The organism is Acuticoccus yangtzensis (assembly GCF_001927245.1).
Lineage (GTDB): Bacteria > Pseudomonadota > Alphaproteobacteria > Rhizobiales > Amorphaceae > Acuticoccus > Acuticoccus yangtzensis.
In genome coordinates this window covers 244,656-271,260 of record NZ_MJUX01000005.1, presented here as the reverse complement: position 1 = coordinate 271,260, position 26,605 = coordinate 244,656, and the positions used below count along the sequence as shown (strand labels likewise).

19 protein-coding genes are annotated in these 26,605 nt (G+C 67.7%); 18 read left to right on the top strand and 1 reads right to left on the bottom strand.

What is annotated here, in order from left to right; all coding sequences use genetic code 11:
• Positions 1-20: 20 nt before the first annotated feature.
• From gltB to BIX52_RS14525, 17 genes are all read left to right on the top strand, one after another.
• The gene (gltB, locus tag BIX52_RS14605; protein ID WP_205647834.1) at positions 21-4,679 is read left to right on the top strand and encodes a glutamate synthase large subunit; all 4,659 of its coding nucleotides are present in this window, start codon (positions 21-23) and stop codon (positions 4,677-4,679) included.
• Between the two features lie 256 nt (positions 4,680-4,935).
• On the top strand, positions 4,936-5,667 hold the full coding sequence (locus tag BIX52_RS14600) for a calcium-binding protein (protein WP_075221811.1): 732 nt from the start codon (positions 4,936-4,938) through the stop codon (positions 5,665-5,667).
• A gap of 88 nt (positions 5,668-5,755) precedes the next feature.
• Complete coding sequence (locus BIX52_RS14595; RefSeq protein ID WP_075221810.1) at positions 5,756-6,232, top strand: DUF2938 family protein; 477 nt, start codon at positions 5,756-5,758, stop codon at positions 6,230-6,232.
• A gap of 29 nt (positions 6,233-6,261) precedes the next feature.
• Complete coding sequence (locus tag BIX52_RS14590; protein WP_075221809.1) at positions 6,262-7,197, top strand: 5'-methylthioadenosine/S-adenosylhomocysteine nucleosidase; 936 nt, start codon at positions 6,262-6,264, stop codon at positions 7,195-7,197.
• A 4-nt stretch (positions 7,198-7,201) separates the two neighbouring features.
• Positions 7,202-8,047 carry a 23S rRNA (adenine(2030)-N(6))-methyltransferase RlmJ gene (locus tag BIX52_RS14585; RefSeq protein WP_075221877.1) on the top strand — a complete coding sequence of 282 codons (846 nt, stop codon included), beginning with the start codon at positions 7,202-7,204 and terminating at the stop codon, positions 8,045-8,047.
• 145 nt (positions 8,048-8,192) lie between these two features.
• Entirely contained in the window at positions 8,193-9,611 is a 1,419-nt protein-coding gene (locus BIX52_RS14580) for a glutamate synthase subunit beta (protein ID WP_075221808.1), read from the top strand.
• 84 nt (positions 9,612-9,695) lie between these two features.
• A complete protein-coding gene (locus BIX52_RS14575) occupies positions 9,696-10,727 on the top strand; it encodes an AbrB family transcriptional regulator (protein ID WP_108676586.1) in 1,032 nt (343 codons plus the stop codon).
• 75 nt (positions 10,728-10,802) lie between these two features.
• Entirely contained in the window at positions 10,803-12,047 is a 1,245-nt protein-coding gene (locus BIX52_RS14570; protein WP_075221806.1) for a multidrug effflux MFS transporter, read from the top strand.
• A 75-nt stretch (positions 12,048-12,122) separates the two neighbouring features.
• Positions 12,123-12,287 (top strand): YdcH family protein, encoded by a 165-nt coding sequence (locus BIX52_RS14565; RefSeq protein ID WP_075221805.1) that lies wholly within the window; start codon positions 12,123-12,125, stop codon positions 12,285-12,287.
• Positions 12,288-12,370: 83 nt separating this feature from the next.
• A complete protein-coding gene (locus BIX52_RS14560) occupies positions 12,371-14,266 on the top strand; it encodes an AMP-binding protein (protein ID WP_075221804.1) in 1,896 nt (631 codons plus the stop codon).
• Positions 14,267-14,313: 47 nt separating this feature from the next.
• Entirely contained in the window at positions 14,314-15,099 is a 786-nt protein-coding gene (locus tag BIX52_RS14555; RefSeq protein ID WP_075221803.1) for an SDR family NAD(P)-dependent oxidoreductase, read from the top strand.
• 193 nt (positions 15,100-15,292) lie between these two features.
• A complete protein-coding gene (locus tag BIX52_RS14550; RefSeq protein ID WP_075221802.1) occupies positions 15,293-16,459 on the top strand; it encodes an acetyl-CoA acetyltransferase in 1,167 nt (388 codons plus the stop codon).
• A 184-nt stretch (positions 16,460-16,643) separates the two neighbouring features.
• Positions 16,644-18,002, top strand: coding sequence for a DUF1800 domain-containing protein (locus tag BIX52_RS14545; RefSeq protein ID WP_075221801.1), 1,359 nt, complete (start codon positions 16,644-16,646; stop codon positions 18,000-18,002).
• 2 nt (positions 18,003-18,004) lie between these two features.
• Complete coding sequence (locus tag BIX52_RS14540) at positions 18,005-19,243, top strand: DUF1501 domain-containing protein (protein WP_075221800.1); 1,239 nt, start codon at positions 18,005-18,007, stop codon at positions 19,241-19,243.
• 194 nt (positions 19,244-19,437) lie between these two features.
• Entirely contained in the window at positions 19,438-20,409 is a 972-nt protein-coding gene (gene gmd / locus BIX52_RS14535) for a GDP-mannose 4,6-dehydratase (protein WP_075221799.1), read from the top strand.
• 122 nt (positions 20,410-20,531) lie between these two features.
• Positions 20,532-22,988, top strand: coding sequence for a glycosyltransferase (locus BIX52_RS14530; protein ID WP_075221798.1), 2,457 nt, complete (start codon positions 20,532-20,534; stop codon positions 22,986-22,988).
• Positions 22,972-24,078, top strand: a complete 1,107-nt coding sequence (locus tag BIX52_RS14525; protein WP_139312777.1) for a hypothetical protein — start codon at positions 22,972-22,974, stop codon at positions 24,076-24,078. Before BIX52_RS14530 ends, BIX52_RS14525 begins: the two co-directional genes overlap by 17 nt.
• 9 nt (positions 24,079-24,087) lie before the next feature.
• Here the strand turns inward: BIX52_RS14525 and recG are convergent, their stop codons facing one another.
• Positions 24,088-26,202, bottom strand: coding sequence for an ATP-dependent DNA helicase RecG (gene recG / locus BIX52_RS14520; RefSeq protein ID WP_075221796.1), 2,115 nt, complete (start codon positions 26,200-26,202; stop codon positions 24,088-24,090).
• An 86-nt stretch (positions 26,203-26,288) separates the two neighbouring features.
• On the opposite strand from recG, the gene BIX52_RS14515 reads away from it, so the two are divergent.
• On the top strand, positions 26,289-26,570 hold the full coding sequence (locus tag BIX52_RS14515; RefSeq protein ID WP_075221795.1) for an FAD assembly factor SdhE: 282 nt from the start codon (positions 26,289-26,291) through the stop codon (positions 26,568-26,570).
• Positions 26,571-26,605 lie beyond the last annotated feature (35 nt).

The following is a 26,605-nucleotide window of genomic DNA, read 5'->3' as shown; positions in this document are numbered from 1 at the left end:
GGGCTGTTAGGAGAATGACGATGACCCAGTTGCCCACCATCGCACGCTCTGACGCGCACACCACCATTCGCACCGCTCCGACCGACGGCCTCTACCGTGCCGACAAGGAGCATGATGCCTGCGGTGTCGGTTTCATCGCCGACATCAACAACGTGGCGCGCCATGAGATCGTCAAGCAGTCGCTGGAGATCCTCGTCAATCTGACCCACCGCGGCGCGTCCGGGGCGGATCCGGAGATGGGCGACGGCGCCGGCGTTCTGACCCAGATGCCCGACGCCCTGTTCCGCGCCGAGGCGGAGACGCTGGGCTTCTCGCTGCCGCCGCAGGGCGAATATGCGGTCGGCATGTTGTTCCTGCCGCCGGAACATGTGGACAAGACCGCCATCGTCGAGCAGGTGATCGCCGACGAGGGGCAGGTTCTGCTCGGCTGGCGCGATGTGCCGGTGAACTCCGATACGCTGTCGGCGTCCGTGCGCGCGTCCGAGCCGGTGGTGAAGCAGTTCTTCATCGGCCGGGGCGAGGGGATCGCCGACGAGACCGCCTTCGAGCGGCGCCTCTTCATCCTGCGCAAGGTGATCTCCAACACCGTCTATGGCGGGCGTTCGCCGGCGGAGTTCGGCTTCGTCATCTGCTCGCTGTCGTGCCGCACGATCGTCTACAAGGGCATGTTCCTGGCGCATCAGCTCGGCGGTTATTATCGCGATCTGACCGACGAGCGATTCGCCTCGGCGATGGCGATCGTCCACCAGCGCTTCTCGACCAACACCTTCCCGTCCTGGGGGCTCGCGCACCCGTTCCGCATGGTCGCCCACAACGGCGAGATCAACACGCTGCGGGGCAACAAGAACTGGATGGCCGCGCGTCAGGCGACGGCCTCGTCCTCGCTGTTCGGGGACGAGATCACCAAGCTGTGGCCGATCTCCTACGAGTACCAGTCCGACACGGCCTGCTTCGACAACGCGCTGGAATTCCTCGTCCAGGGTGGGCATTCGCTCGCCCATGCGATGGCGATGCTGGTGCCCGAGGCCTGGGCCGGCAACCCGTTGATGGACGAAGAGCGCCGCGCCTTCTACGAGTATCACGCCGCGCTGATGGAGCCGTGGGACGGCCCCGCCGCCATCGTCTTCACCGACGGCCGCCAGATCGGCGCCACGCTCGACCGCAACGGGCTTCGTCCGGCGCGCTACTGCGTGACCCATGACGGTCTGGTCGTGCTCGGCTCCGAGGCCGGTGTCCTCGCGATCCCGGAAGAGCGGATCAAGACCAAGTGGCGCCTGCAGCCGGGCAAGATGCTGCTTCTCGACCTCGAAGAGCACCGCATCATTTCCGACGAGGAAGTGAAGGCGCAGCTCGCCGCCGAGAAGCCCTATGCGCAGTGGCTGAAGAAGACGCAGATCGTCTTGGAGGACCAGCGTCAGGTTCGCTCGCGTGCGCCGCGCACCAACGAGTCGCTGCTCGACCGCCAGCAGGCCTTCGGCTACACGCAGGAAGACCTGAAGCTGCTGTTGTCGCCGATGGCGATCACCGGCCAAGAGGCGCTCGGCTCCATGGGAACCGACACCCCGCTGTCGGTGCTGTCGGACAAGTCGAAGCTCCTCTACACCTACTTCAAGCAGAACTTCGCCCAGGTGACGAACCCGCCGATCGACCCGATCCGCGAAGAGCTCGTCATGAGCCTGGTCTCGTTCATCGGCCCGCGCCCCAACCTCTTCGACCTCGACGGGTCGACGAAGCGCAAGCGGCTTGAGGTGCGCCAGCCGATCCTGACCAACGACGACCTGGAGAAGATCCGCGAGATCGGCGACATCGCCGACGATCAGTTCCACACCAAGACGCTGGACATCACCTATCCCGCCGAGCAGGGCGCGGAGGGGATGGCCGACATGGTGGAGCGGCTGTGCGACCGTGCCGAGAAGGCGGTGCGCGACGGCTACAACATCATCGTCCTGTCCGACCGTCTGGTGTCGCGCTCGCGCATCGCCATTCCGGCGCTGCTGGCGACGGCGGGTGTCCACCATCACCTGATCCGCAAGGGGCTGCGCACGTCGGTCGGCCTGGTGGTCGAATCGGGTGAACCGCGCGAGGTGCATCACTTCGCGGTCCTGGCCGGCTACGGCGCCGAGGCGATCAACCCCTACCTCGCGTTCGAGACGCTGACGGACCTCCACAAGGGCTTCCCGGACGAGGTCGACGACATGGAAGTCGTCGAACGCTACATCAAGTCGATCGACAAGGGCCTTCTGAAGGTGATGTCCAAGATGGGCATCTCCACCTACCAGTCCTATTGCGGCGCGCAGATCTTCGACGCGGTCGGCCTCAGCCAGTCCTTCGTCGACCAATTCTTCTTCGGCACCGCCACGACCATCGAGGGCGTGGGGCTGGCCGAGGTCGCCGAGGAGACCGTGCGGCGTCACCGCATCGCCTTCTCGGACGACGTTCTGATGGCCCGTCACCTCGAGGTGGGCGGCGAGTATGCCTTCCGCACGCGCGGCGAGAATCACATCTGGCTGGCCGACACGGTGGCCAACCTGCAGCACGCCGTGCGCGGCAACGCGCTCGACCGCTACCAGGACTATGCCCGCCTCGTGAACGAGGAGACGGGGCGCTTCACCGTGCGCGGCCTCTTCCGCATCAAGGACGCGGACGAGACCGGGCGCACGGCCGTGCCGCTCGACGAGGTGGAGCCCGCCGCCGACATCGTGAAGCGGTTCGTGACCGGCGCCATGTCGCTGGGTGCGATCTCCAAGGAGGCGCACGAGACGCTGGCGCTGGCGATGAACCAGATCGGCGGCCGCTCGAACACCGGCGAGGGCGGCGAGGATCCGGACCGCTTCCGCCCGCTGCCGTCCGGCGCCTCCAAGCGCTCGGCGATCAAGCAGGTGGCGTCCGGCCGGTTCGGCGTGACGACCGAATATCTCGTCAACGCCGACCAGATTCAGATCAAGATGGCGCAGGGTGCCAAGCCCGGCGAAGGCGGCCAGCTGCCCGGCCACAAGGTCGACGCGGTGATCGCCAAGCTGCGGCACTCGACGCAGGGCGTGGGCCTCATCTCCCCGCCGCCGCACCACGACATCTACTCGATCGAGGATCTGGCCCAGCTCATCTTCGACCTGAAGAACGTGAACCCTGCGGCGGACATTTCGGTGAAGCTCGTCTCCGAGGTCGGTGTCGGCACGGTGGCGGCCGGTGTCGCCAAGGCGCGGGCGGACCACATCACCATCGCGGGCTATGACGGCGGTACCGGCGCTTCGCCGCTGACGTCGATCAAGCACGCCGGCTCACCGTGGGAGATGGGCCTTGCCGAGGCGCACCAGACGCTGGTCGCCAACGGCCTGCGCTCGCGCATCCGCCTGCAGGTCGACGGCGGCCTGAAGACGGGCCGCGACGTCTTCATCGGCGCGCTGCTGGGCGCCGACGAGTTCGGCTTCTCGACCGCGCCCTTGATTGCGGCCGGCTGCATCATGATGAGGAAGTGCCACCTCAACACCTGCCCGGTCGGCGTCGCGACGCAGGATCCGGTGCTGCGCCGCCGCTTCAAGGGCACGCCGGAGCACGTGATCAACTTCATGTTCTTCGTCGCCGAGGAGACCCGGCAATACCTCGCCGCGGCCGGCTTCCGGACGATGGACGAGGCGATCGGCATGGTCGACGCGCTCGACCAGAACCGGCTGATCGACCACTACAAGGCCAAGCACCTCGATTTCCGTAAGGTCTTCGTGAAGATGCCGCAGGCGATGGAGGAGCAGCGCAACACCACCCGTCAGCTCCACCCGATCGAGACGGTGCTGGACCGCAAGCTGATCGCCGAGGCGCGGAACGCCATCGACACCGAAGAGAAGGTGGTGATCGAGACGGAGGTGAACTCCATCGACCGCACCGTTGGCGCGATGCTGTCGGGCGAAATCGCCAAGGCGCACGGCATGGAGGGCCTGCCGGACGGCACCGTGGTTGTGAAGCTGACGGGCACCGCCGGCCAGTCCTTCGGCGCGTGGCTTGCCGCGGGTGTCACGCTGGAGCTGACGGGCGACGCCAACGACTATGTCGGCAAGGGGCTGTGCGGCGGGCGCATCATCGTCAAGCCGCGGGCCGATTCGCCGATCGTGCCGACGGAGTCGATCATCGTCGGCAACACGGTGCTGTACGGCGCCATCGGCGGCTCGGCCTACTTCTCGGGCGTGGCCGGTGAGCGGTTCGCGGTGCGCAACTCCGGCGCGGTCGCGGTGGTGGAAGGCTGCGGCGACCACGGCTGCGAGTACATGACCGGCGGCGCGGTTGCGGTGCTCGGCTACACGGGGCGCAACTTCGCGGCCGGCATGTCCGGCGGTGTCGCCTACGTGCTGGACGAGGAAGGCAACTTCAAGGACCGCTGCAACCTTGCCATGGTCGACCTGGAGCCGGTGCCGGAGGAGGACGACCTCATCGAGCGTCTCCACCACCACGGCGGCGACCTCGAAACCAAGGGCCGTGTCGACGTGTCGGTGAACATGACGCACCACGACGAGGAGCGTCTGCTGACCATGATCCAGAACCACGTGAAGTATACCGGTTCGACGCGCGGTCAGGCGATCCTGGACAACTGGGAGAGTTACCGTCCGAAGTTCGTGAAGGTGATGCCGGTCGATTATCGCCGCGCGATGGAAGAAATGGAAAGTGCGCGCCTGGGTGTCGCGGCCGAATAGGCCGCGTCATCTGACGCGGGCCGGTGCTTGACCCTGGCCCGCGTTAACCATGGCGCACGAAAGACTGGCCGGCGTGCCCCTTGATCCGGGGCGCGCCGGCCTTTTGATTTGACAACATTGTGCCGCTTTTCCGTAGATTGACGCGAGGCGCGATGGATCGCGCATCCGGCGGGCGCGGCGTCTGCCGGGCCGCCCGGTTTCGCGCCGGCTGACGCGGGCGGCGATCGCGGACACGTCCGGCGCTGAAGGTGCGGCCATGGCCAATCGGATCAAAGGCACCAGCGGCAACGACGTCCTTCAAGGCACGGGCGCGCGGGACCGCGTCTTCGCCCTCGGCGGCAACGATCAGGTCTGGACCTATGGCGAGCTCGACACCGTTTATGGCGGGTCCGGCCACGACACGATCGAAGGCGGCAAACGTGCCGACTATCTGGTGGGCGGGCCGGGCTTCGACGTGATGTATGGCCAGTTCGGCCTCGACACCCTGCGCGCCGGTGACGGCGACGATCTCCTCTCCGCCGGCAAGCATGACGACGCGGCCTATGGCGGCGCGGGCGACGATACGATCCGCGGCGGCACGGGCGCCGATTCGCTCTATGGCGGCAAGGGCGAGGACACGCTGAACGGCGACGGCGGCGACGATGTGCTGTACGGCAACAAAGGCGCCGACCTGATGCGCGGTGCGGCGGGGTTCGACTCGCTGGACGGCGGGAACGGGCGCGACACCATCGTCGGCGGTTCGGGTGACGACGTGATGCGCGGCGGTCACGGGGCGGACGTGTTCGCCTTCACCGCCGGTGACGGCAACGACGTGGTGGAGGATTTCGAGCTCGGCATCGACCACATCCGCGTGCGCGACACGTTCATCCAGAGCGTTTCGGTGGACGATGCCGCGCGTGAGATCTACGTCCACTTCGCCAGCGGCGAGACGATGCGGCTCGACGATATCGACGGGCGGCACGTCACCGTGGACGACCTGATCGCCTGAGCAGCGCGGCGCCTGTCGCCAGATGGCGTGATCGTTTAAGCATGGATGACGGTCGCGCTGCGGTGCGCGGCGCTTCGGAAGGTGGCCCATGCTGGAGAATTTCGCACGCATCGTGGTGATCGGCGTCGGCGCGACGGCGCTGTTCGACGTCTACCTTGCGCTCGTCGCGCGGGCCGGGCTGCCGGGGGCCAACTGGACCATGGGCGGGCGCTGGTTCGCGCACATGCCGCGCGGCCGTTTCGTCCACGCCGCGATCGCCGAGGCGCCGTCCATCGCCGGGGAGACCGCGGTCGGCTGGGCGATGCACTATCTCATCGGCATTCTCTACGCCTTCGTCTTGGTCGCCGTGGCCGGGACCGGCTGGCTTGTCGCGCCGACCTTGCTGCCGGCGCTCGTCGTCGGCTGGGTGACGGTGCTGGCGGGCTGGCTCGTCATGGCCCCGGCGATGGGGGCGGGCTTCGCCGCACAGCGCCGGCCGAACCGCTGGACGGTGCGGGCGGTGAATCTGTCGGCCCATACCGTGTTCGGGTTCGGCCTTTGGCTGACGGCGTGGGCATTGGCATGATGTGCGCGAATCGGCGGGGAGGGCGCGGCATGAAGACGAAGACGGCGATCGCAGTGGCGCTCGGCGCATGGGGGCTTGCGGGGGCAATGGTGGCGGTGGCAGAGCCGCTGGACGACACGCCGCGCGTCGCCGTCATGTCCGCCTTCGCGCCCGAGTGGGGCGTGCTGCAGGACAAGCTTCAGGACCGCGCCGACCATGTGGAGAACGGCGTGCGCTTCGTCACCGGCACCATCGCCGGGACGCCGGTGGTGCTGCTTCTGTCCGGCGTCGGCATGGTGAACGCGGCGATGTCGGCGCAGATGGTGATCGACCGCTACGATGTCGAGGCGATCGCCTTCTCCGGCATCGCGGGCGGGATCGACCCGTCGCTCTCGCTGGGAGACGTGGTGGTGCCGGAGCAATGGGGGTCGTATCTCAACGTCGTCCTGGCGCGCGAGACGGCGGACGGCTACGAGGTGCCGCCGTTCATGCACCGCGATTTTCCGGGCTTCGGGATGATTTTCCCGCAGCCCGAGATGGTGCGGCGCGAGGGGGTGGAGGAGCCGGAGGACCGCTTTTGGTTCCAGACCGATCCGGCGTTGATGGCGCTCGCCCGCGAGGCGGCGGCCGCGGTGACGCTTCAGCACTGCACCGCGCCGGACGCCTGCCTGACCGATGCGCCGGTGGTGACCGTCGGCGGCAACGGGGTCTCGGGCTCGGCCTTCGTCGATAATGCGGCGATGCGGGACTACATCTTCGCGACCTTCGAGGCGGGGGTTGTCGACATGGAGAGCGCCTCGGTCGCCCATGTCGCGGCGACCAACGGTGTGCCCTTCATCGCCTTCCGCTCGCTGTCCGACCTGGCCGGCGGCAGCGGGGCGGCGAACGAGCTGGAAGTCTTCATGGGCCTCGCCGCGCAGAACTCGGCCGATGTGGTCGAGGCTTTTCTGGGCGCATGGGCATCGCGGCCGGCCGGGGCGCAGTAGTCCGCTGAATTATCGTCACGCCTTCCACGCCGGCAACCATGCCGACGTCTTCAAGCATGCCGTGCTGACGCGGGTGCTGACCTACCTGATGAAGAAGGACAAGCCGCTGAGGGTGGTCGACACCCACGCGGGCATCGGCCTCTACGACCTCGGTGCCGAGGAGGCGGTCCGGTCGCCCGAATGGCGGGACGGCATCGGCCGGCTCGCCGCGGCGCGCCTGTCGGACGAGGCGGAGGCGCTGCTGGCGCCCTACCGCGCGGCGGTGGCGGCGGTGAATGACGGGCCGCTCCTGCACTATCCCGGCTCACCGTTGATCGCCCAGGCGATGCTGCGCGAGGGTGACGCGCTGGAGGCGGTGGAGCTTCACCCGGTCGACCATGGCCTTCTCACCGATGCGCTGGGGCGGGACAAACGCGCCAAGGTGCTGAAGCTCGACGGGTGGATGGCGCTCGGCGGGCATCTGCCGCCGAAGGAGCGGCGCGGCGTCGTGCTGGTGGATCCGCCGTTCGAGGAGGCTGCCGACTGGGGCCGCATGGTGGAAGGGCTGAAGGCCGCACACCGGCGCTTCGCGGGCGGGGTCTATCTGTTTTGGTATCCGCTGACGGCGGCGGCGCCGGTGGCGAAATTTCACCGCGATCTGGCCGCGCTCGGCGTGCCGAAGATCCTCGCCGCCGAGCTTTCCGTGCGAGATCCCGCCGGGCCGGGGCTGACAGGCTCGGGGCTCGTCGTGGTCAATCCGCCGTTCACGCTGGAGGCCGAGCTCGCCGTGCTGCTGCCGGAGCTCGTTCGGCTCCTCGGGCAGGGCGAGGGCGCGGCGAGCCGGGTTGCTTGGCTGCGAGGCGAAGGCTAGTTTCCGGCCGAGCGAGATGGACCCGGTCGCCATGCTGTGGCGAACCGGTGTCGCTGCGCGTGCAAACCGACTGGAATGCGTCAAGACAATTGACCCAAACCGTCATCCGTTGCAGTCATCGGCGACGTTTCATGAAGGAGTGACGATGGGGAAGGTCACGGGATTTTTGGAGATCGACCGGCAGGAGCTGAAGTATCAGCCTGCGGCGGATCGGATCCGGCATTTCAAGGAGTTCACCCTTCCGCTGAGTGAACCCGAGGTGGAACGGCAGGCGGCGCGCTGCATGGATTGCGGCATTCCCTTCTGCCAATCCGATGCCGGTTGCCCGGTCGACAATCAGATTCCGGACTGGAACGACCTCGTCTACACGGGCGAGTGGGAGGAGGCCGCGCGCAATCTCCATTCGACCAACAATTTCCCCGAGTTCACCGGCCGCGTGTGCCCCGCCCCGTGCGAAGAGGCGTGCACGCTGAACATCGAGAACACGCCGGTCGCGATCAAGTGCGTGGAGCAGGCGATCGCCGACAAGGCATGGGACAACGGTTGGGTGACGCCGCAGCCGCCGTCCCGCCTGACGGGCAAGAAGGTGGCGGTGATCGGCGCCGGGTCGGCCGGCATGGCGGCGGCGCAGCAGCTTGCGCGCGTCGGCCACGAGGTGCACGTCTTCGAACGTTACGCCAAGTCCGGCGGCCTGCTGCGCTACGGCATTCCCGACTTCAAGATGGAGAAGGGCATCATCGACCGCCGCCAGGGCCAGATGGAGGCCGAGGGCGTGATCTTCCACTTCGGCGCCGACATCGACGGCGAGAAGCTGAAGGCGCTGACGGCCGAGTATGACGCGGTGCTTCTGACGACGGGCGCCGAGCGGCCGCGCGATCCGGGCCTTCCCGGCATCGAGCTGGCGGGCGTTCACTATGCCATGCCGTTCCTGACCCAGCAGAACCGCCGCGTCGGTCGCGAGCCGTTCGACGAGACGCCGATCATGGCGTCCGGCAAGCATGTCGTCGTGATCGGCGGCGGCGACACGGCGTCGGACTGCATCGGCACGTCGATTCGCCAGGGCGCGTTGCAGGTGACGCAGCTCGACATCCGGCCGATGCCGCCGGTGCGCGAGAACAAGGACGTCGTGTGGCCCTATTGGCCGACGAAGTTCCGCACCTCGTCTTCCCAGGCGGAGGGGGCGGACCGCGAGTTCGCCGTCGCCACGCTGGAGGTGGTGGGCAAGAAGGGCAAGGCGACGCATGTGCGCTGCGCCCGTGTCGACCCCAAGCGCAAGCCGATTCCGGGCACCGAGTTCGACATTCGCGCCGATCTGGTGCTGATCGCCATCGGTTTCTCGGGGCCGCGGATGGGCACCTACCTGGAAGGTGGCGACTTCGCGCTCGATCCGCGGACCAACGTTGCGGCCAATACCACGGACTATCGCACCTCTGTTTCTAAGGTGTATGCTGCAGGAGACGTGCGGCGAGGGCAGAGCCTCGTGGTCTGGGCGATCCGTGAAGGTCGTCAGGCTGCGCGCGCCATTGACCTCGACCTGATGGGGGCGACGACGCTCCCGCGCTAAGGGGGCCTCTTGCCGTCGGACCTCACACAATCGCATGGCGCGCCGCCCGCTGAGGCGGCGCAGTCATTTTCTGCGGGCTGGATCGTGCCGTCGCTGCTTGCCGTATTGATCGGCGGGGGCGGGGCGCTTCTGTTCCATTTTCTCGGCATGCCGGCCGCGTTCCTGACGGGCTCGGCCACGGCCGTAGTGATCGCGCTGGCCTTGCGCGTTCCGGTCAACCTTCCGGGGCCGGTGCGGGCGGGCGCGTTCTCGGTTCTCGGCACCGTGATGGGCGCGTCGATCAGCGCCGAGGCGCTGCGCCAGTTGGCGACGGCGCCGTTCGCTCTGATCGGCCTCGTCCTGTGCATCATCGGCACCACGACGGCGAGCGCCGTGGTGCTGGCCCTCGTCGGCCGATGGGACAGGCTGTCGGCCCTGTGCGGGTCGATACCGGGCAACCTTCCGCTGGTTCTGGCGGTCTCCATGCAGGGCGGGGCGCGGATGGACCGGGTCGTGATGGCCCAGTCGACGCGCCTCTTCATTCTCGTCGCGCTCATTCCCTTCGCGTTCGGGGGGAGCGAATCGGGGGCGCTCTCCATGGGGCCGGCGGAGTTCGGCGTGATGGACGTCCTCGTCACCGTGGCGCTGACGGTGGCGTCGGTCGGCGTCGCCTATGCCGCCCGCATTCCCGCGCCGACGTTGATGGGACCGTTGATCGCCGGGGCCACCGTATCGCTGACGGGGGTGGCCACCGTGGCGATCCCCGAGTGGCTGGCGGCCTTCTCACTGGTGATGCTGGGGACGTCGGTCGCGCTGCGGTTCCGCGGTGTGAAGCGGGCCGGGTTGATCCGCATGTTCCTCGCCTCGCTGGCCGCGTTCGTCGCGGCGGGGGCGGTCGCCTTGGCCTTGGCGGCGTTGTTCGCGCTGATCCTGGGCCGGCCGATGGCGTCGGTCTTCCTCGCCTATGCGCCCGGCGGGCTCGATACGATGATTGCGCTTTCCTTCCTCCTCAATTTCGATGTGGCCTTCGTCGCGCTGATCCACACGGCACGTATGATCATTTTGTCTCTGACGTTGCCGGCGATCGTGGCGCTTTTGGCCCGGCGGTGGCGAAACAGCGGTTCGACCTGCGACTGACGCGGGGCTGCCATGTCTGGCGCCGCCCGAGAAATGGGTTAGGTGTCGCTGCACATAAACCGAGAAAGAAGTCTCATGAGCGATCAATCACACGGGCTTGGCCGGCGCGAGCCGATCGCTGAGTTTGTGGGCATGATGGCGATGTCGATGGCCATTACCGCGTTGTCCGTCGATATCATGCTTGTCGCCTTGCCGGATATTGCTGCCACCTTCGCCTTGCACGACGCGAACACCCAGCAGTTCGTGGTGACGGTCTACATGGCGGCGTTCGCGACCGGTCACCTGGTGGTGGGGCCGTTGTCGGACCGGATCGGCCGCAAGCCGGTGCTGATCGGCGGCTTCCTCGTCTATGCGGCAGGGACGGTGGTGGCCATCGTGGCCGACAGCTTCACGATGCTGTTGTTGGCGCGCGTCATTCAAGGGCTCGGCGCTTCGGGTCCGCGCGTCGTCGCGGTGGCGGTGGTGCGCGACCGCTATGTGGGCCGGGCGATGAGCCAGATCATGAGCATCGTCATGATGGTGTTCATCGTTCTTCCGGTGATCGCGCCGTCGCTGGGAAGTCTCCTCGTGATGCTGGGCTCGTGGCGGCCCATCTTCATGTTCCTGCTGGCCTTTTCGCTCCTGGTTATGGCCTGGATCGGGCTTCGTCTTCCCGAGACCAACCCGCGGACCGGCGCCGGCGTGACGCCGGTTCCGCTGGGGCTCGCGGTGATGACGATCCTGCGCAGCCGCGAGACGATCGGCTATACCTTGAGTCTCGGCTTCATCTTCGGGTGCCTTCTCACCTATATCGCCAGCGCGCAGCAGATCTTCCAAGACATCTACGGCATCGTGACGTGGTTTCCGGCGATCTTCGCCAGTGTCGCAGGGACGATGGTGCTCGCCAGCTTGACCAATTCGCTTCTTGTGGAGCGCGTGGGGATGCGGCGTCTATCGCATGGAGCGTTGATTTCGCTGGTCGGGACGATTTTGATCATCAACGTCGTGCACGCGCTGGTGGGTGTTGTGCCGGTGGCGCTGTTCGTCGCCTTTTTGGCCGTGTGCTTCTACCTCGTCGGCATCATGCTGCCGAACTTCAACTCCATGGCGATGGAGCCTCTGGGGCGGATCGCCGGGACGGGATCCTCGTTCGTGGGATTTGCGATGACGGGGATCGGGGCCCTTCTGGGCGGAATCGTCGGCCAGCTCTACGATGGGACGGCGCACCCTCTCTTTATTGGCTACGCGGTTTACTCCGTTGTTTCATTGCTGATCGTTTGGGTGACGGAGCGCGGAAAGTTGATGCATGCGACGCCCCAGCATAATCCGACAACCGCGTAACAATTTTCGCGCTTAGGCTGTAGATATCGCGGCGTCCTGTGCTATTCTCTTTCCCAGCTAAGCACGGAGGGGCTGATGTCCACTGACGCACGCAAGGCTGCGCTCGAGCGCAGACACGCCGCGATCGAAGCTGAGCTGCATAACCTAAACCTTCATCCGAGCGCCGACCAGCTTGCCCAGTCGCAGCTGAAGCGCGAGAAACTCCGTCTCAAGGATGAGATTTCCCGCATACGAGCCTAACTGTCCTCCCGTTTGCGCGGCCGTCAGGTTATAGCATCGTCCAGCGATGCTTCCTGGAATGAAGCGCGAATGGGGAGGGGGACATGTCGAACGCCTATCAGGCCACCGTCGATTCTTGGCGCAGTGATCCGCACGCCTTCTGGTTGAGGGCGGCGGAGGCTGTGGACTGGATCGAGCCTCCGCGGACCGCCTTCGACGAGAGCGCGGGACTGTACGGGCGGTGGTTTCCTGGCAGCGTGATGAACATGTGCTGGAATGCGTTGGACCGGCATCTGCCGGACCGTGCCGATCAGCCTGCGATCATCTACGACTCCCCCGTCACGGGCACCAAATCCGTCTGGACCTATGGCGAGCTCACCGCCCGTGTGAAGGCGATGGCCGCGGTCCTGAAGGATTTCGGTCTCGGCAAGGGCGACCGGGCCATCATCTACATGCCGATGATCCCCGAATCGCTGGTGGCCATGCTGGCGTGCGCACGCCTCGGAGCCATCCATTCGGTCGTGTTCGGCGGGTTCGCCGCGAAGGAACTCGCCGCACGGCTCGACGATGCCGAGCCGACCCTCATCATTGCCGCGTCCTGCGGCATCGAGGCGACGCGTCTCGTCCCTTACGAGCCGCAGATTTCTCAAGCACGCCAACTCGCCAAGGCGGCGCCGCCGGTGCTCTATCTGCAGCGTGAGCAATGCCCGGCGGACCTCTCGGGCGAGGGCAACCACGACCTCGGCGCTTTATATGCAGCGGCGCTCGAGGCCGGACGCGACGTGCCGTGCGAACCCGTTGCGGGCACGGACCCGCTCTACATCCTCTACACGTCCGGCACCACCGGGCGTCCCAAAGGGGTGGTGCGCGATACCGCTGGCTATGCGGTCGCGCTCACCTGGTCGATGAAACATCTCTACGGCATCCAGCCGGGGGAGGTGTGGTGGACCGCCAGCGATGTCGGCTGGGTCGTCGGCCACTCCTATATCGTCTACGGCCCGCTGCTGATCGGGGCGACGACCATCGTCTATGAAGGCAAACCCGTCGGAACGCCCGACGCCGGGGCCTTCTGGCGGGTCATCTCCGAGCACAAGGCGGCGGCCCTCTTCACGGCGCCGACCGCGATCCGCGCCGTGAAGAAAGAGGACCCGGACGGCAAGCTGCCGGCCGACTACGACCTGTCCTCCTTCCGCACGCTCTTCCTCGCGGGAGAGCGCGCGGATCCGGCGTCGATCGACTGGGCCGAGAGGGCGCTGAACGTTCCTGTGATCGACCACTGGTGGCAGACCGAGACCGGCTGGGCGATCGCCGCCAATCCGGTCGGCATCGAGCTTCTGCCCGTCAAACCCGGCTCGCCGACGAAGCCGATGCCGGGCTACGACGTCGTCATCCTCGACGATGAGGGGCACGAGGTGCCGCGCGGCGAAATGGGCAACATCGCCATCCGTCTGCCGCTGCCGCCGTCCTGCCTGCCGACGCTGTGGAACGACGACGACCGCTTCCGCTCCGCCTATCTCGACGCTTTTCCCGGCTACTACAATACGTCCGACGCCGGCCTGATCGACGATGACGGCTACGTTTTCATCATGGCTCGCACCGACGACGTCATCAACGTCGCCGGCCACCGCCTGTCGACGGGGGTGATGGAGGACGTTCTCACCTCGCACCCGGCGGTGGTGGAATGCGCGGTGATCGGCGCCGAGGATCAGATCAAGGGCCAAGCGCCGATCGGCTTCGTCGTCTTGCGGCCCGACGCCTCGTTCGACGGGCTGGAGGCCGAGCTTGTGGCAAAGGTGCGTCAGGAGGTCGGTCCCGTGGCCGCATTCAAGAAGGTGATCGCCGTTCCGCGCTTGCCCAAGACGCGATCCGGCAAGACGCTCCGCGCCACCATCAAGAAGATCGCCGACGGAGAGAGCTACGTGATGCCCGCCACCATCGAAGACCCCGCCGCGCTGGACGACATCGAGAACGCGGTGCGCCATCCGGGTGCCGCCGCGTGAGCGGTGAAGTCGTCTGACGTGGCGCGTCGCATGAAAAGACGCACCGCGTGAAGGGGCTCGCCGACAAGGTGGCGATCGTTACCGGTGCGGCGCGCGGCATCGGCCGTGCGGTCGCCGAGCGGCTGGTGGAAGAGGGCATGCGTGTCATGCTGGCCGATGTCGCCGTGGGCGACGGGGAGCGCCTCGCCAAGCTGCTCGGCCCGGAGCACCGGGTTCAGTTCACCGAATGCGACGTGGCCGAGCGGCTCGACGTGCGCAACCTCATCGCCGCCACCGTCGATGCCTTCGGTCCGGTGGACGTTCTCGTCAACAATGCCGGGATCGACGGTGGCGCCGAGTTTCTGAGCCTCACCGAGGAGGATTTCGACAGGGTCCTGCGCGTCAACCTCAAGGGCGCCTTCCTTGTGTCGCAAGGTGTCGGCAAGCACATGGCGGAGCGCGTGAAAGAGGGCGGGCCGGCCGGATCCATCGTTCACATGAGCTCGATCAATGCGGTGGTGGCGCACCCGGCCCATGTGCCCTTCTCGGTGTCGAAGGGGGCGATGTCGCAGCTCACCAAGGTCAGCGCGCTGGCGTTGGCGCCGTGGGGCATCCGCGTCAACGCCGTGGGGCCGGGCACCGTCGAAACCGACGTGACGCCGCAGATGACCCGCGACGCCAAGGCGATGAAGGCGCTGATGTCGCGCACGCCGATGGGCCGCGTCGGCCGCCCGCACGAGATCGCGTCGATCGTCGCCTTCCTTGCGTCCCCCGATTCCAGCTACGTCACCGGCCAGACGATCTATGCCGACGGCGGCCGCCTTCCGCTCAGCACCACCGTGCCGACGGACTGAGCCGGGGCCGCCTCACGCCGGTCGCGATGCCCGCCTGAGAACGTCTGACGATTTTGGCTGACGAGCGGGCTTTGACCTGTCAAAGTTGCGCACCAATGGTTATGTGACATGGCAAGCGAGGGGGCGCCGCCGCAGGTGCACGCCCTCCGACAACACGCGGGACGGCGAGACCCGCGACAGGAAGGAGGATCCAATGACCGCAGCGATGGTGGGCTGGGCCCATACCCCGTTCGGCAAACTGAGCGACGAGACCGTCGAGTCCCTCGTCGCGCGCGTCGCCACCGACGCGATGGCCGACGCCGGTGTCGGCCCCGACGATATCGACGAGATCGTTCTCGGCCACTTCAACGGCGGCTTCTCCAAGCAGGATTTCACCGCCTCCTTGGTGCTGCAGGCCGACGACCGGCTGCGTTTCAAGCCCGCCACCCGCGTCGAGAATGCCTGCGCCACCGGCTCGGGCGCCATCCGCCAGGGGCTGAAGTCGATCGCCGCGAAGGAGGCCAAGATGGTCCTCGTCGTCGGCGTGGAGCAGATGACGACGACGCCCGGCCCGCAGATCGCCGAGAACCTGTTGCGTGCCGCCTATCTGAAGGAAGAGGGCGATATTCCGGCCGGCTTCGCGGGCGTGTTCGGCAAGATCGCCGGCAACTATTTCCAGCGCTACGGCGACCAATCCGACGCGCTGGCGAAGATCGCCGCGAAGAACCACAAGAACGGCGTGAAGAACCCGTTCGCGCAGATGCGCAAGGACCTCGGCTTCGACTTCTGCCGCACCGAGTCGGAGAAGAACCCGGTCGTCGCCGGGCCGCTGAAGCGGACGGACTGCTCGCTCGTCTCCGACGGTGCGGCGGCCATCGTGCTCGCCGACATCCCGACCGCGATGGCGATGAAGAAGGCGGTCGCCTTCCGCACCATGCAGCACGTGCAGGACTTCCTGCCGATGTCCAAGCGCGACATCATCCAGTTCGAGGGCTGCCGCGAGGCTTGGTCCCGTGCGTTGGGCGCCGCCAAGCTGACCTTGGACGATCTCTCCTTCGTGGAAACGCACGACTGCTTCACCATCGCCGAACTCATCGAATATGAGGCGATGGGGCTGACGAAGCCGGGCGAAGGGTACCGCGCGATCCACGAAGGGTGGACCGATGCGGACGGCAAGCTTCCGGTCAACGTTTCGGGCGGGCTGAAGGCGAAGGGTCATCCGGTCGGCGCCACGGGCGTCTCCATGCACGTCGTCTCGGCGATGCAGCTCGCCGGCGAGGCGGGCGACATGCAGTTGAAGAACGCCGATATCGGCGGTGTCTTCAACATGGGCGGCGCCGCGGTCGCCAACTACGTGTCGATCCTTCAGCCGCTGCGCTGAAGGGTTGGCGCCCGGCCCGTCCGGGCGCGGACGACGGCCCGTTCAACTCGCGTTCACGGGGCCGGTGGCACGAGGATGCCGGGGCGCGCGCACACGCCGCGCCCCGGTCCGCGTTCCGTGAGGGGCGCGATCTGGTATATGGAGTGGGCGCGCGTTGCCGCGCCGTTGCGGCAGGAGGTGACCCATGCGCTCCCCCGCGTTGACCGCCGCGACACGCTTCGGGCTGGGGCCCGAGCCGGGCGGCGGACCGAGCCGTGAGGATCTCGCGGCAGAGCTCGACCACAAGGAGGCCGCCATCGTCCGCGGCCCGGACCTTGCCACCCTGCGCGAGGCCTACGTGTCGGCCGACCGCACCTTGCGCACGGCGGCCCGCGCCTTCCGCCAGGGTGGGCGCAGCGAGGCCGCCGAAATGGCGCGCGACGACGCCCGCCAGGCACGCAACCAGATCATGCGCGAGGCGGAGGCGGACGAGATCGCCGCCCGCTATGCCCACGGCGTCACTACGCGGCATCCCTTCCTGGAACGGCTGGTCCTCTTCTGGTCCAATCACTTCGCGGTGGAGGCGCAGAAGGTGCCGGTGCGCGTCGTCGCCGGCAACTACGAGCGCGAGGCGATCCGCGCCCATGTGACCGGCCGCTTTGGCGACATGCTGGCCGCGGCGATCACCCATCCGGCGATGCTTCTCTACCTCGACAACGCGCGCTCCTTCGGCCCGAACAGTCCGATCGGCCGGCGCCGCGGCAAGAGCGCCGTCAACGAAAACCTGGCGCGTGAGCTTCTGGAGCTGCACACGCTGGGCGTCGGCGGTGGCTATGAGCAGGCCGACATCAACGAGCTTGCCCTGGTGCTGACCGGCTGGAGCGGCGGCATGGAGCCGCGCGCCCGCAGCCCCGTGTTCGACCGGCGGTGGCACGAGCCCGGCACCCGCACGATCCTCGGAACGCGCTACCCGCAGAAGGGTGAGGACCAGCTCCGCGCCGTCCTGGACGATCTGGCCGCCCATCCCTCCACCGCCGCCCACATCGCCGGCAAGTTCGCGCGCCAATTCGTCGGCGACGACGCGCCGGACGATCTCGTCGAGGCCCTGCGCCGCAGTTTCGTGGACACCGGCGGCGACCTTGCCGAGCTCGCCTTCACCCTGATCGCCCATCCGGCGGCGTGGGTTGACGAGCCCGCCAAGGTGGTGCCGCCCTACGACTTCCTCGTCGCCACCGGGCGCGCGCTGAAGGCGGCGGACGTCGACCAGCGCTTCATCCGCCGGGCCGCGGAGACGATGGGCCAACCGATGTGGAAGCCGCCGTCACCCGCCGGCTGGGCCTACAAGGACACCGACTTCCTGGGCGGCGACAGCGTGCTTGAGCGGGTGGACTTCGCCGGCATCATGGTCCGCCGCTATGGCAAGGGCGTCGACGCGCGGCGGCTCGCGCGGTCGCTGATGGGCGACGATCTGGACCCCTTCGTGGCCGAGACCGTTGACCGCGCGGAAGACCGACATCAGGCAACGGTGCTCCTTTTGATGAGCCCGCCGTTTCAACGGAGGTAGCGATGCTGCATCCCTCTCGCCGGTCCGTCCTCGTCGGCGGTGCCGCCTTCACCGCGTGGACCGCCATCCCGACGATCGTCCGCGCCGCGGGCCCGCGTGATCCGCGCTTCGTATCGATCATCCTGCGCGGCGGGCTCGATGGTCTCGCCCTCGTCGCCCCGGTCGGTGATCCGGCTTACGAGTCGGTGCGGGACGAGTTCTCGATGCCGCTGGAGGGGCCGGACGCTGCGATCGCGCTGGACGGTTTCTTCGCGCTCAACCCGCGCATGCCGCGTCTGGCGGAGCTTTATCGTAAGGGTGAGGCGCTGTTCGTCCACGCCGCCCACACCGCCTATCGCGAGCGCTCGCACTTCGATGCGCAGGACGTGCTGGAGAACGGCACCGGATCGGCAGGCCATTATCAGGACGGCTGGCTCGGCCGCATCCTGCGCACGCTTCCCGTCGACGAGAGGATGGCGACGAGCGGGGCCTTCGCCGCCGCCACCACCACGCCGCTCACCTTGCGCGGCGCCGACCACGTCGTCACCTGGCTGCCGCCCGGATTCGCCGAGGCGTCCGACGATACGCGGGCGCGGCTGATGATGATGTACGAGCACACCGACCCCGTGCTCGCCAAGGCGATGGCGGAGGGGATCGCGCTTTCAGGCGTCACCGGCAGCGAGGCGGAATCGGGTGCGGCGGTCGACGCGATGCTCCAGGGCATGGACGCGAAGGGTTTTCAGCGCGAGGTCGTCTCGGCGGCGACGGCGGCGGGCCGGGCGATGGCGGGTGACGACGGTCCGCGCGTCGGCTTCCTCGACATGTCGGGCTTCGACACCCACCTGCGCCAGAGCGTGACCGAAGGGCGGATCGGCCGGGCCTTGTCGGCGCTGGACCTCGCCATCGGCGCGCTGCGTGATTCGATGGGGCCGGTGTGGGGCAACACCGTGGTGGCCGTGATGACCGAATTCGGCCGCACTGTGCGCATGAACGGCAGCGACGGGACCGATCACGGCACCGCGACCGTCGCGATGCTTCTGGGCGGCGCGGTGAAGGGCGGTCGCGTTGTGGCCGACTGGCCGGGCCTTGCGCCGAACGCGCTCTACGAGGGCCGCGACCTTGCGCCGACGACCGATTTGCGGGCGGTGCTGAAGGGCGTTGCGCGGGACCATCTCGGCCTGTCGCCGCGCGTTCTGGGCGTCGACGTCTTCCCCGGAACCCAGACACTGGCCCCGCTGGACGGCCTCGTTCGCCGCGTCTGATCCGCCGTCGCCCGCTCCTGCGGCGTCGCTGCCACCGGCGATTGTCTCTGGCGCGGGCGGCAATCAGCGTTACGCCATCGTCTATTGTGGGCAACTTAGACCTTTGCTAAGGGCGCTGAGCCTATCAAAGCGCCGCAGCGGGCCGCCTGTTCGCGTCGGTGCATCCTCATGTTGAAGCAAGCGAGATCCACCGAATGGCGCCAACGGCACTTATCACCGGCATTACCGGACAGGACGGAGCCTACCTGGCGCAGATGCTCCTCGGCAAAGGCTACAACGTCTACGGTGTGGTGCGCCGTTCGAGCCATTTCGGGATCGCCGACCATCGCCTGCGCTGGCTGAAGATCGAAAAGGACGTCAAGTTCCTCGACGCGAACCTGACCGACCTGTCGAGCCTCATCCGCTGCGTGGAAACCGCCAAGCCGGACGAGGTCTATAACCTCGCCGCTCAGAGCTTCGTCGCCTCCTCCTGGCAGCAGCCGATTCTGACCGGCAACGTCACCGGCGTGGGTGCGGCCAACGTCATGGAGGCGGTGCGCATCGCCCAGCCGACGGCGCATTTCTACCAGGCGTCTTCGTCGGAGATGTTCGGCCTCATCCAGGAAGCGCACCAGAACGAGCGCACGCCCTTCTACCCGCGCTCGCCCTATGGCGCGGCCAAGCTCTACGCCCACTGGATGACGGTGAACTATCGCGAGAGCTTCGGCATGCACGCGTCCTCGGGCATCCTCTTCAACCACGAATCGCCGCTGCGCGGGATCGAGTTCGTGACGCGCAAGGTCACCGACGCGGTGGCGCGCATCAAGCTCGGCAAGCTGAACGAGCTGCGGCTCGGCAACATCGACGCCAAGCGCGATTGGGGCCATGCGCGCGACTATGTCGAGGCGATGTGGCTGATGCTGCAGCAGGAGAAGCCGGACGATTACGTCGTGGCGACCGGCCGCACGGTGTCGGTCCGCGACATGGTGGAGATCGCCTTCGGTCACGTCGGCCTGAAGCCGGCGGACTACCTCGTCATCGACCCGGAGCTGTTCCGCCCGGCGGAGGTGGACATTCTGCTCGGCGATCCGACCAAGGCCAAGCAGGCGCTGGGCTGGCAGCCGAAGACCACGCTCGAAGAGATGATCTGCGAGATGGTCGACGCGGACATCGTCCGCCACAGCTAAAGCGCCGCCGCGCGCAGGAGGCGAGGCCGGCAAGACTGGCCTTGCCGCAGGCGCGGCAGTCTGCGAACACGGGGGCCTGTTTCAAGGGCGGCAGAATCGCCCGCTGACGATGAGGCCCGTTTGTGAGTGAGACGTCCACCTACGCCCTGAACATCGACGTCTTTTCCGCCAACGAGGTCTCGGGCTGGGTCACCGACAAGACCGATCCGTTGCACGCCCCGTTGACGCTGCAATTCGTCGTCGACGGCATTCCGAGCGCCATCATCCGGGCCGACGTGGTGCGCAAGGATGTCGAGGCGGCGGGTCTCGCCCCGCGCCGCTGCGGATTTTATTGGCGCATGCCGGAGGGGTTCAAGGAATCCCTCGCCGAGCGTGATCTTCCGTTCGAATTCTTCGTGCGGCGCGGTGACGGCTCCTATGAGAGCCTGACGCGGCGCATGCTGCAGAACCGCAAGGGGATCACGGACGAGATCCGCCGCGCGGTGGCGCCGGCGCTGGAGAGCGCCATCGCGATGGTGGCGAAGTCGAGCCGGGACAGTCACGCCCTGCGGCTGCGCACCGAGCCGCAGCGCTATCCCCTGCAGGAGAAGCTGTTCGCCTTCCACGGCACGCAGACGAGCCAGGTTCGCCAGTCCCTCTCGCCCTACCTGAAATTTCAGCACACCCGGCTGAAGCTCGACCAAGGCATCCCGCTCGACGGGTCGGAGGCGACGCGCAACGACCTATTGCGCTGGTATCTCGACAACTACATCCACATGCGCAAGGACCGCCGCATCCCGCTGGGGGCGGACGAGATCGCCTATCTCAACGCCACCGTGCCGCTGGTCGGCAACCGCTACAAGCTGTCCCGCGCGGCGCTGTCCTATGCGCTGACGACGCACGGCGCGGCCGACGTCTTCCCGCTGACCGACCTTGCACAGTACGAGAAGTTCGTCCGCTGGTGGTGCCTGGAGCGCGCGGTCGACCTGAAGGTCGAGGACTGTCTGATCCCCGACTATTATGTCGACGTGCTGCGCCGGGTGCCGAACTACTTCCTCGGCCAGGAGTGGGCGCTATCCCGCTTCATCGAGGAGGAGCACAAGACCAATCCGGGCTACAGCGTGCTCGACCTGTCGCTGGCCGACCACCGGCGGCTTGTCCATGTGTGGGTGCTGCTGCAGGCGACGATGCGGCCGAGCACCATCCGCTTCCTGCCGACCAAGAACCTGACCGCACTGTTCGACGGCGGGCCTGGTGAAACGCTGTTCGACCAGACCTTGCAGGAGCTTCACCCGTCCGGTGAGGCGATCACCGAAGTCTTCAACGCCGAGCGCTATACCGACTTCCTGCTGAAGCGCGGCTTCGACCTGAAGCGGCTGCGCTACACGACGTTCGACGTCCACGGCAACCGCTTCGAGGCGGCGCGTTATCCTGCGGCGACGGCGCCGAAGGCCGAGCGGGTGAAGATCCAGGTGATCGGCCCGCTGGCGAAGTCGTCCGGTCTCGGTCAGGCCGCGCGGCTGTCGGTCGAGACGCTGAAGGCCGCTGGCTATGAGCCGAGCGTTCTGGATTTCGATCTCGACAATCCGGCCCCGGTCGGCATGAACACCAAGGACCTGGCGTTCGACGTGCCGCAGCCGGCCCAGGTGAACCTCATCCACCTCAACGGTGAGACGCTGCCGATGGCGCTCGCCTACATGCCGGACGTGTTCAACGGCGCCTACAATATCGGCTATTATTTCTGGGAGCTGTCCCGTCCGGCGGAGGCGCAGAACCTGTCCTTCGACATCTGCGACGAGATCTGGGTCGCCACCGAGTACGGCGTCGAGATCTACAAGCCGGTGATGAAGGGCAAGCCCGTCACCAACGTCGGCATGGCGGTGGAGGAGGTGCCGGACCCGGGCCGCGAGGCGTCGCGCGCATGGGTGGAGGCGCGGCTGCCGATCGGACCGAAGACCTTCGTCTTCATGGCCGCCTTCGACTCGTTCTCCTTCGTGGAGCGCAAGAACCCGCACGCCACAGTGGCCGCCTTCAAGGCCGCGTTCGGCGAGGATGACGACGTTCATCTCGTCCTCAAGACCCATAACCGCGACTTCGTGGACGATCCGCACCAGACGCGCCGGTGGGATCGCCTGGTGGAGATCGCCGCGGCCGACCCGCGCATCACCATCCTCAACGAAACGCTGCGTTATTCCGACCTGATGCGCCTGAAGCGCGGCTGCGACTGCTACGTGTCGCTGCACCGCTCGGAGGGCTGGGGCTTCGGGCTCATCGAGGCGATGTCGATCGGCGTTCCCATCCTGTGCACCGGCTATTCGGGCAATGTCGACTTCACGCGGCCCGAGCATTCGTGGCTGGTCGATTATGATCTCGTCGAGCCGAAGGCGGGCGAGTATATCTTCGTCGACGGTGACCAGGTGTGGGCGAACCCGAAAGAAGAGAGCGCTGTGGAGATGATGCGGGCGGTGCGGGCCAACCCGGCAGAGCGCGAGCGGCGGGCCGAGCGGGCGAAGGCCTTCGTGGCGAAGAACTACACCATCGCGGCCGAGGCGAAGAAATACGCCAAGCGGCTGGATGAGATCTTTGCCAAGCTCAAATAGGCGCGCGGCGCTGGCCCTGGTGCTGGGGGCGCTCGTCGCCGGCGCCGGAGCGGTGCAAGCGCAGGAGCGCACCGGCGACGTCATCAACGCGCTGCAGGCCGCGACGGGTCTGTCCGGTGACGATCCGAGCGCGGTCGAAGGACCCAACACCCCGTCGATCGCCGATATTTCGCGCCAGCTCGTGATGCCGCGCTTCGGCGCCTTCGCGCGGGCGGCGGCGCGGCTGCAGAACATCGTGCTGCGCCGCTGCTCCATCGACGGCCATTCCAGCGACGACCTGGAGGCGGCCTTCGTCGACACGATGTTTGCCGGTAGCGCCGCCGTGTCCCTGGCCTTCGGCAGCGAGTTCAACCGCACCGCCGCCACCAGCGTGATGAGCCCGTTCGGCGACGAGGGGCTGGGACGCACCCAATTCGCGGTGCTGATGGGCAGTGCGCCGGACGGTCCGGCGACCTTGACCGCGCTGCGCAGCCTGGAGCCGAGCTATGTGGGGCTGCCCGCGCTGGGATACGCCCTGTTCGACATGTCGGACGCAGACGGGAGCTGCGACCTCGCGATGACGCTGGCCGCCAACGTCGCCACCGTCGCACGCACGATGGAACGGCGCTGGGAGGCGGGGCTCGTCGAGGCGCAGTGGACCGATCCCACGATGCCGGCCGGATCGCGCCGCCGCCTGTTCGACATGCTGGTCGGCCTGCTGCGGACGCTGTCACGCACCGAGGACGTGTTGTCGCCGCGCCCGCGCGGTCCGCTCGGCCGTGTGAGCGGCAACGGACAGGCCAACGCCGCCTTCGTGCAGGGGCGCTTCGCGGCGATGCTGGACATCGCCTCGACCGTGAACGCCTACGCCGTGCCGGGGAGTGCCGCGGACCAGCGCACGCAGGACCTGATGCGCAATCTGCGGGATCTCAGCATCGAGGCGCGGGCGCTGACCGGCTCACCCAGCCGGGCGACCGCCGCGACGATGGCGACCCAGGTCGGCGCCATGCGGCCCTTCGTGCAGAACGACGTCGCCGCCGCCTTCGGCTTCGCGCCCGAGGCGCTGGTGCCGCTGCTGGACGGCCCGGCCCCCGCCGCGGCGCCGCGCTGAGCCGTCGCGTCAACCGGAGCGCAGCCGCTCGATCACCCGGCGCCTCTCGTAGAGGGTGAGGAGGGCGCGCAGGGGACGGCCCCGCTCGCCGGTCAGGTCGCGGTCGGTGGCGACCACCAGCCGCGCATCGTCGCTCGCCATCTGCAGAAGGTCACCGTCGCGGTCGAGGTCGGCGACGTGGAACTGCGGCGCGCCGGATTGGCGGGTGCCCAGAAGCTCGCCCTCGCCGCGCAGTTTGAGGTCGTCCTCGGCGATGCGGAAGCCGTCATTGGTGGCGCGCATGGTGTCGAGCCGCTGCCGCGCCACCGCGCCCAGCGGTGAGCGGTAGAGGAGGAGGCAGGTGGACGGCTTGGAGCCGCGCCCGACCCGCCCGCGCAACTGGTGAAGCTGCGACAGGCCGAACCGCTCGGCGTTCTCGATCACCATGATCGTCGCGTCCGGAACGTCGACGCCGACTTCCACCACCGTGGTCGCCACTAGAACCGAGACGTCGCCGTCCTTGAAGGCCGCCATCACGTCCTCGCGCTCGCCGAGCGGCGTCTTGCCGTGGACGAGGCCGACGACGGGGCCGAGCCGCTCGGTCAGCACCTTGTGGCGGCTGACGGCGGCGGTGAGCTCGCTCTCTTCGCCCGGCTCCACCAGCGGGCACACCCAGTACGCCTTCTCGCCCCGGCCGATGGCCGCGCGCAAACGCTCGATGATGTCGCCGAGGCGCGTGTCGGACACCACGCGCGTCTCGATCGGCTGGCGGCCGGCGGGCTTGTCGGTGAGGCGGGAGACGTCCATGTCGCCGTAGCTGGCGAGGACGAGGGTGCGGGGGATGGGCGTCGCGGTCATCACCAGGAGGTCGCTGGTGGGGCCTTTCTGCGTCAGCGCCATGCGCTGGGAGACGCCGAAGCGGTGCTGCTCGTCCACCACCACGAGGGCAAGGTCGGCGAACTCCACCGCGCCCTGAAACAGCGCGTGGGTGCCGACGGCGACCTTGGCGGCGCCGTCCGCGAGGTCGGCCATGGCGCGGGCGCGCTCCGCGTCGGAGATGCGGCCGGTCAAGAGCCGCACCGGGACGCCCTGCGGCTCCAGGAAACGGGCGAGCGTCTCGTAATGCTGGCGGGCGACGAGGTCGGTGGGGGCCATGATGGCCGTTTGGCCGCCGTCGCCCGCCGCCATCGCCGCCGCCACCATCGCCACCATCGTCTTGCCGGAGCCGACGTCGCCCTGAACGAGGCGTGTCATGCGGTGCTCGGCGGCGAGGTCCGCCGACACCTCGGCGATGGCGAGGCGCTGCGACGGGGTGAGCGCGAAGGGCAATGATGCCTCCAGCGCGTCGATGGCGGCAGGGTCCCAGCGCCGCGCCTTGCCGCGCCGGGTGCGTTCACGGTCGCGCACGATGGCGAGCGCGAGCTGGCTCGCCAGCAGCTCGTCATAGGCGAGGCGGCGGCGGGCGGGGGAGGTGGGCAGGATGTCGCCCACCTCTTCGGGCCGGTGAACGGTGCGGTAGGCGTCGGCGAAACCGGGCCAGGATTCGCGCGTCATCAGCGCGCCGTCCAGCCACTCGGGAATGTCGGCGAGCATCTCCAGCGCGGCGCCGATGGCCCCGGCGAGGACGCCGGGTGTCAGCCCCTGCGTCATCGGGTACGTCGGCTCGAGGCCGAAACCGGGGCCGATCGGCGCGTCGGGACCGTCGACGATGGCGGTCGCATCGGGGTGGATGACCTGTGGCCGTCCGTCGCGCCACGTGGTGTCGCCGGACACGCGCACCCATTCGCCCACCGGGAGTGCGCCGACGATCCACTTGTAACCGCCGCGGAAGAAGACGATCGCGAGCTTGCCCGTCTCGTCCTCGCCGAACGCGCGCACGGGCCCCTTCGGTGTGCGCGAGGCTTCGTGGCCGGTGATCCTGACCGTGTAGGTTGCGGTGCCGCGCTCGGGCGCGTCGGCCACCTTCACAAGGGTGCGCCGGTCGGAAATGCCGGAGGGGAGGTGGTTGAGGAGGTCGAAGATTCGCGTCTCGGCGGCGCTCTCGCGGCCGAGGAGATGGGCCAATCTGTCCGCCCGGCCGGGGCCGACACCTGCGAGACGATTGACGGGGGCGATCAGGCGCCCGATATCGACGTTGCCTGTCATACCGGCGTCCTTCCGGGGCGCCGGCCATCCTGCGTTGTAGAGCGCCGCCTTTCACCGATACTGAAAGCGTGGGCGGAAAGAAGTTTATGTCTGGAACGACCCGCAGCTCCGCCGGCCTCGACCCGCGTAAGAAGCGTCTTCTCTTTCACACCTGGCACCGTGGTACGCGCGAAATGGACCTGCTTCTGGGCCGGTTCGCCGACGCCACGATCGACCAGTGGAGCGATGCGGACGTGGCCGACATGGAAGCTCTCATGAGCGTTCCCGACCCTGAACTTTATGCCTGGATCACAGAGCAAGCGGACGTTCCCGAGAATCATCAGAGCGCGGTTTTGGAACGCGTCATCCAGTTTCACAAGGCAGGTTGATGGCCAAGAAGGCGCAGGCGCTCTCGATCGCCGAG

Coding starts and splice junctions, on each gene's coding strand:
- recG (WP_075221796.1), bottom strand. CDS start 26,202: ATGACAGGCAACGTCGATATCGGGCGCCTGATCGCCCCCGTCAATCGT.
- BIX52_RS14590 (WP_075221809.1), top strand. CDS start 6,262: ATGAAGACGAAGACGGCGATCGCAGTGGCGCTCGGCGCATGGGGGCTT.
- BIX52_RS14540 (WP_075221800.1), top strand. CDS start 18,005: ATGCTGCATCCCTCTCGCCGGTCCGTCCTCGTCGGCGGTGCCGCCTTC.
- BIX52_RS14545 (WP_075221801.1), top strand. CDS start 16,644: ATGCGCTCCCCCGCGTTGACCGCCGCGACACGCTTCGGGCTGGGGCCC.
- BIX52_RS14550 (WP_075221802.1), top strand. CDS start 15,293: ATGACCGCAGCGATGGTGGGCTGGGCCCATACCCCGTTCGGCAAACTG.
- gmd (WP_075221799.1), top strand. CDS start 19,438: ATGGCGCCAACGGCACTTATCACCGGCATTACCGGACAGGACGGAGCC.
- BIX52_RS14565 (WP_075221805.1), top strand. CDS start 12,123: ATGTCCACTGACGCACGCAAGGCTGCGCTCGAGCGCAGACACGCCGCG.
- BIX52_RS14515 (WP_075221795.1), top strand. CDS start 26,289: ATGTCTGGAACGACCCGCAGCTCCGCCGGCCTCGACCCGCGTAAGAAG.
- gltB (WP_205647834.1), top strand. CDS start 21: ATGACCCAGTTGCCCACCATCGCACGCTCTGACGCGCACACCACCATT.
- BIX52_RS14570 (WP_075221806.1), top strand. CDS start 10,803: ATGAGCGATCAATCACACGGGCTTGGCCGGCGCGAGCCGATCGCTGAG.
- BIX52_RS14560 (WP_075221804.1), top strand. CDS start 12,371: ATGTCGAACGCCTATCAGGCCACCGTCGATTCTTGGCGCAGTGATCCG.
- BIX52_RS14580 (WP_075221808.1), top strand. CDS start 8,193: ATGGGGAAGGTCACGGGATTTTTGGAGATCGACCGGCAGGAGCTGAAG.
- BIX52_RS14600 (WP_075221811.1), top strand. CDS start 4,936: ATGGCCAATCGGATCAAAGGCACCAGCGGCAACGACGTCCTTCAAGGC.
- BIX52_RS14595 (WP_075221810.1), top strand. CDS start 5,756: ATGCTGGAGAATTTCGCACGCATCGTGGTGATCGGCGTCGGCGCGACG.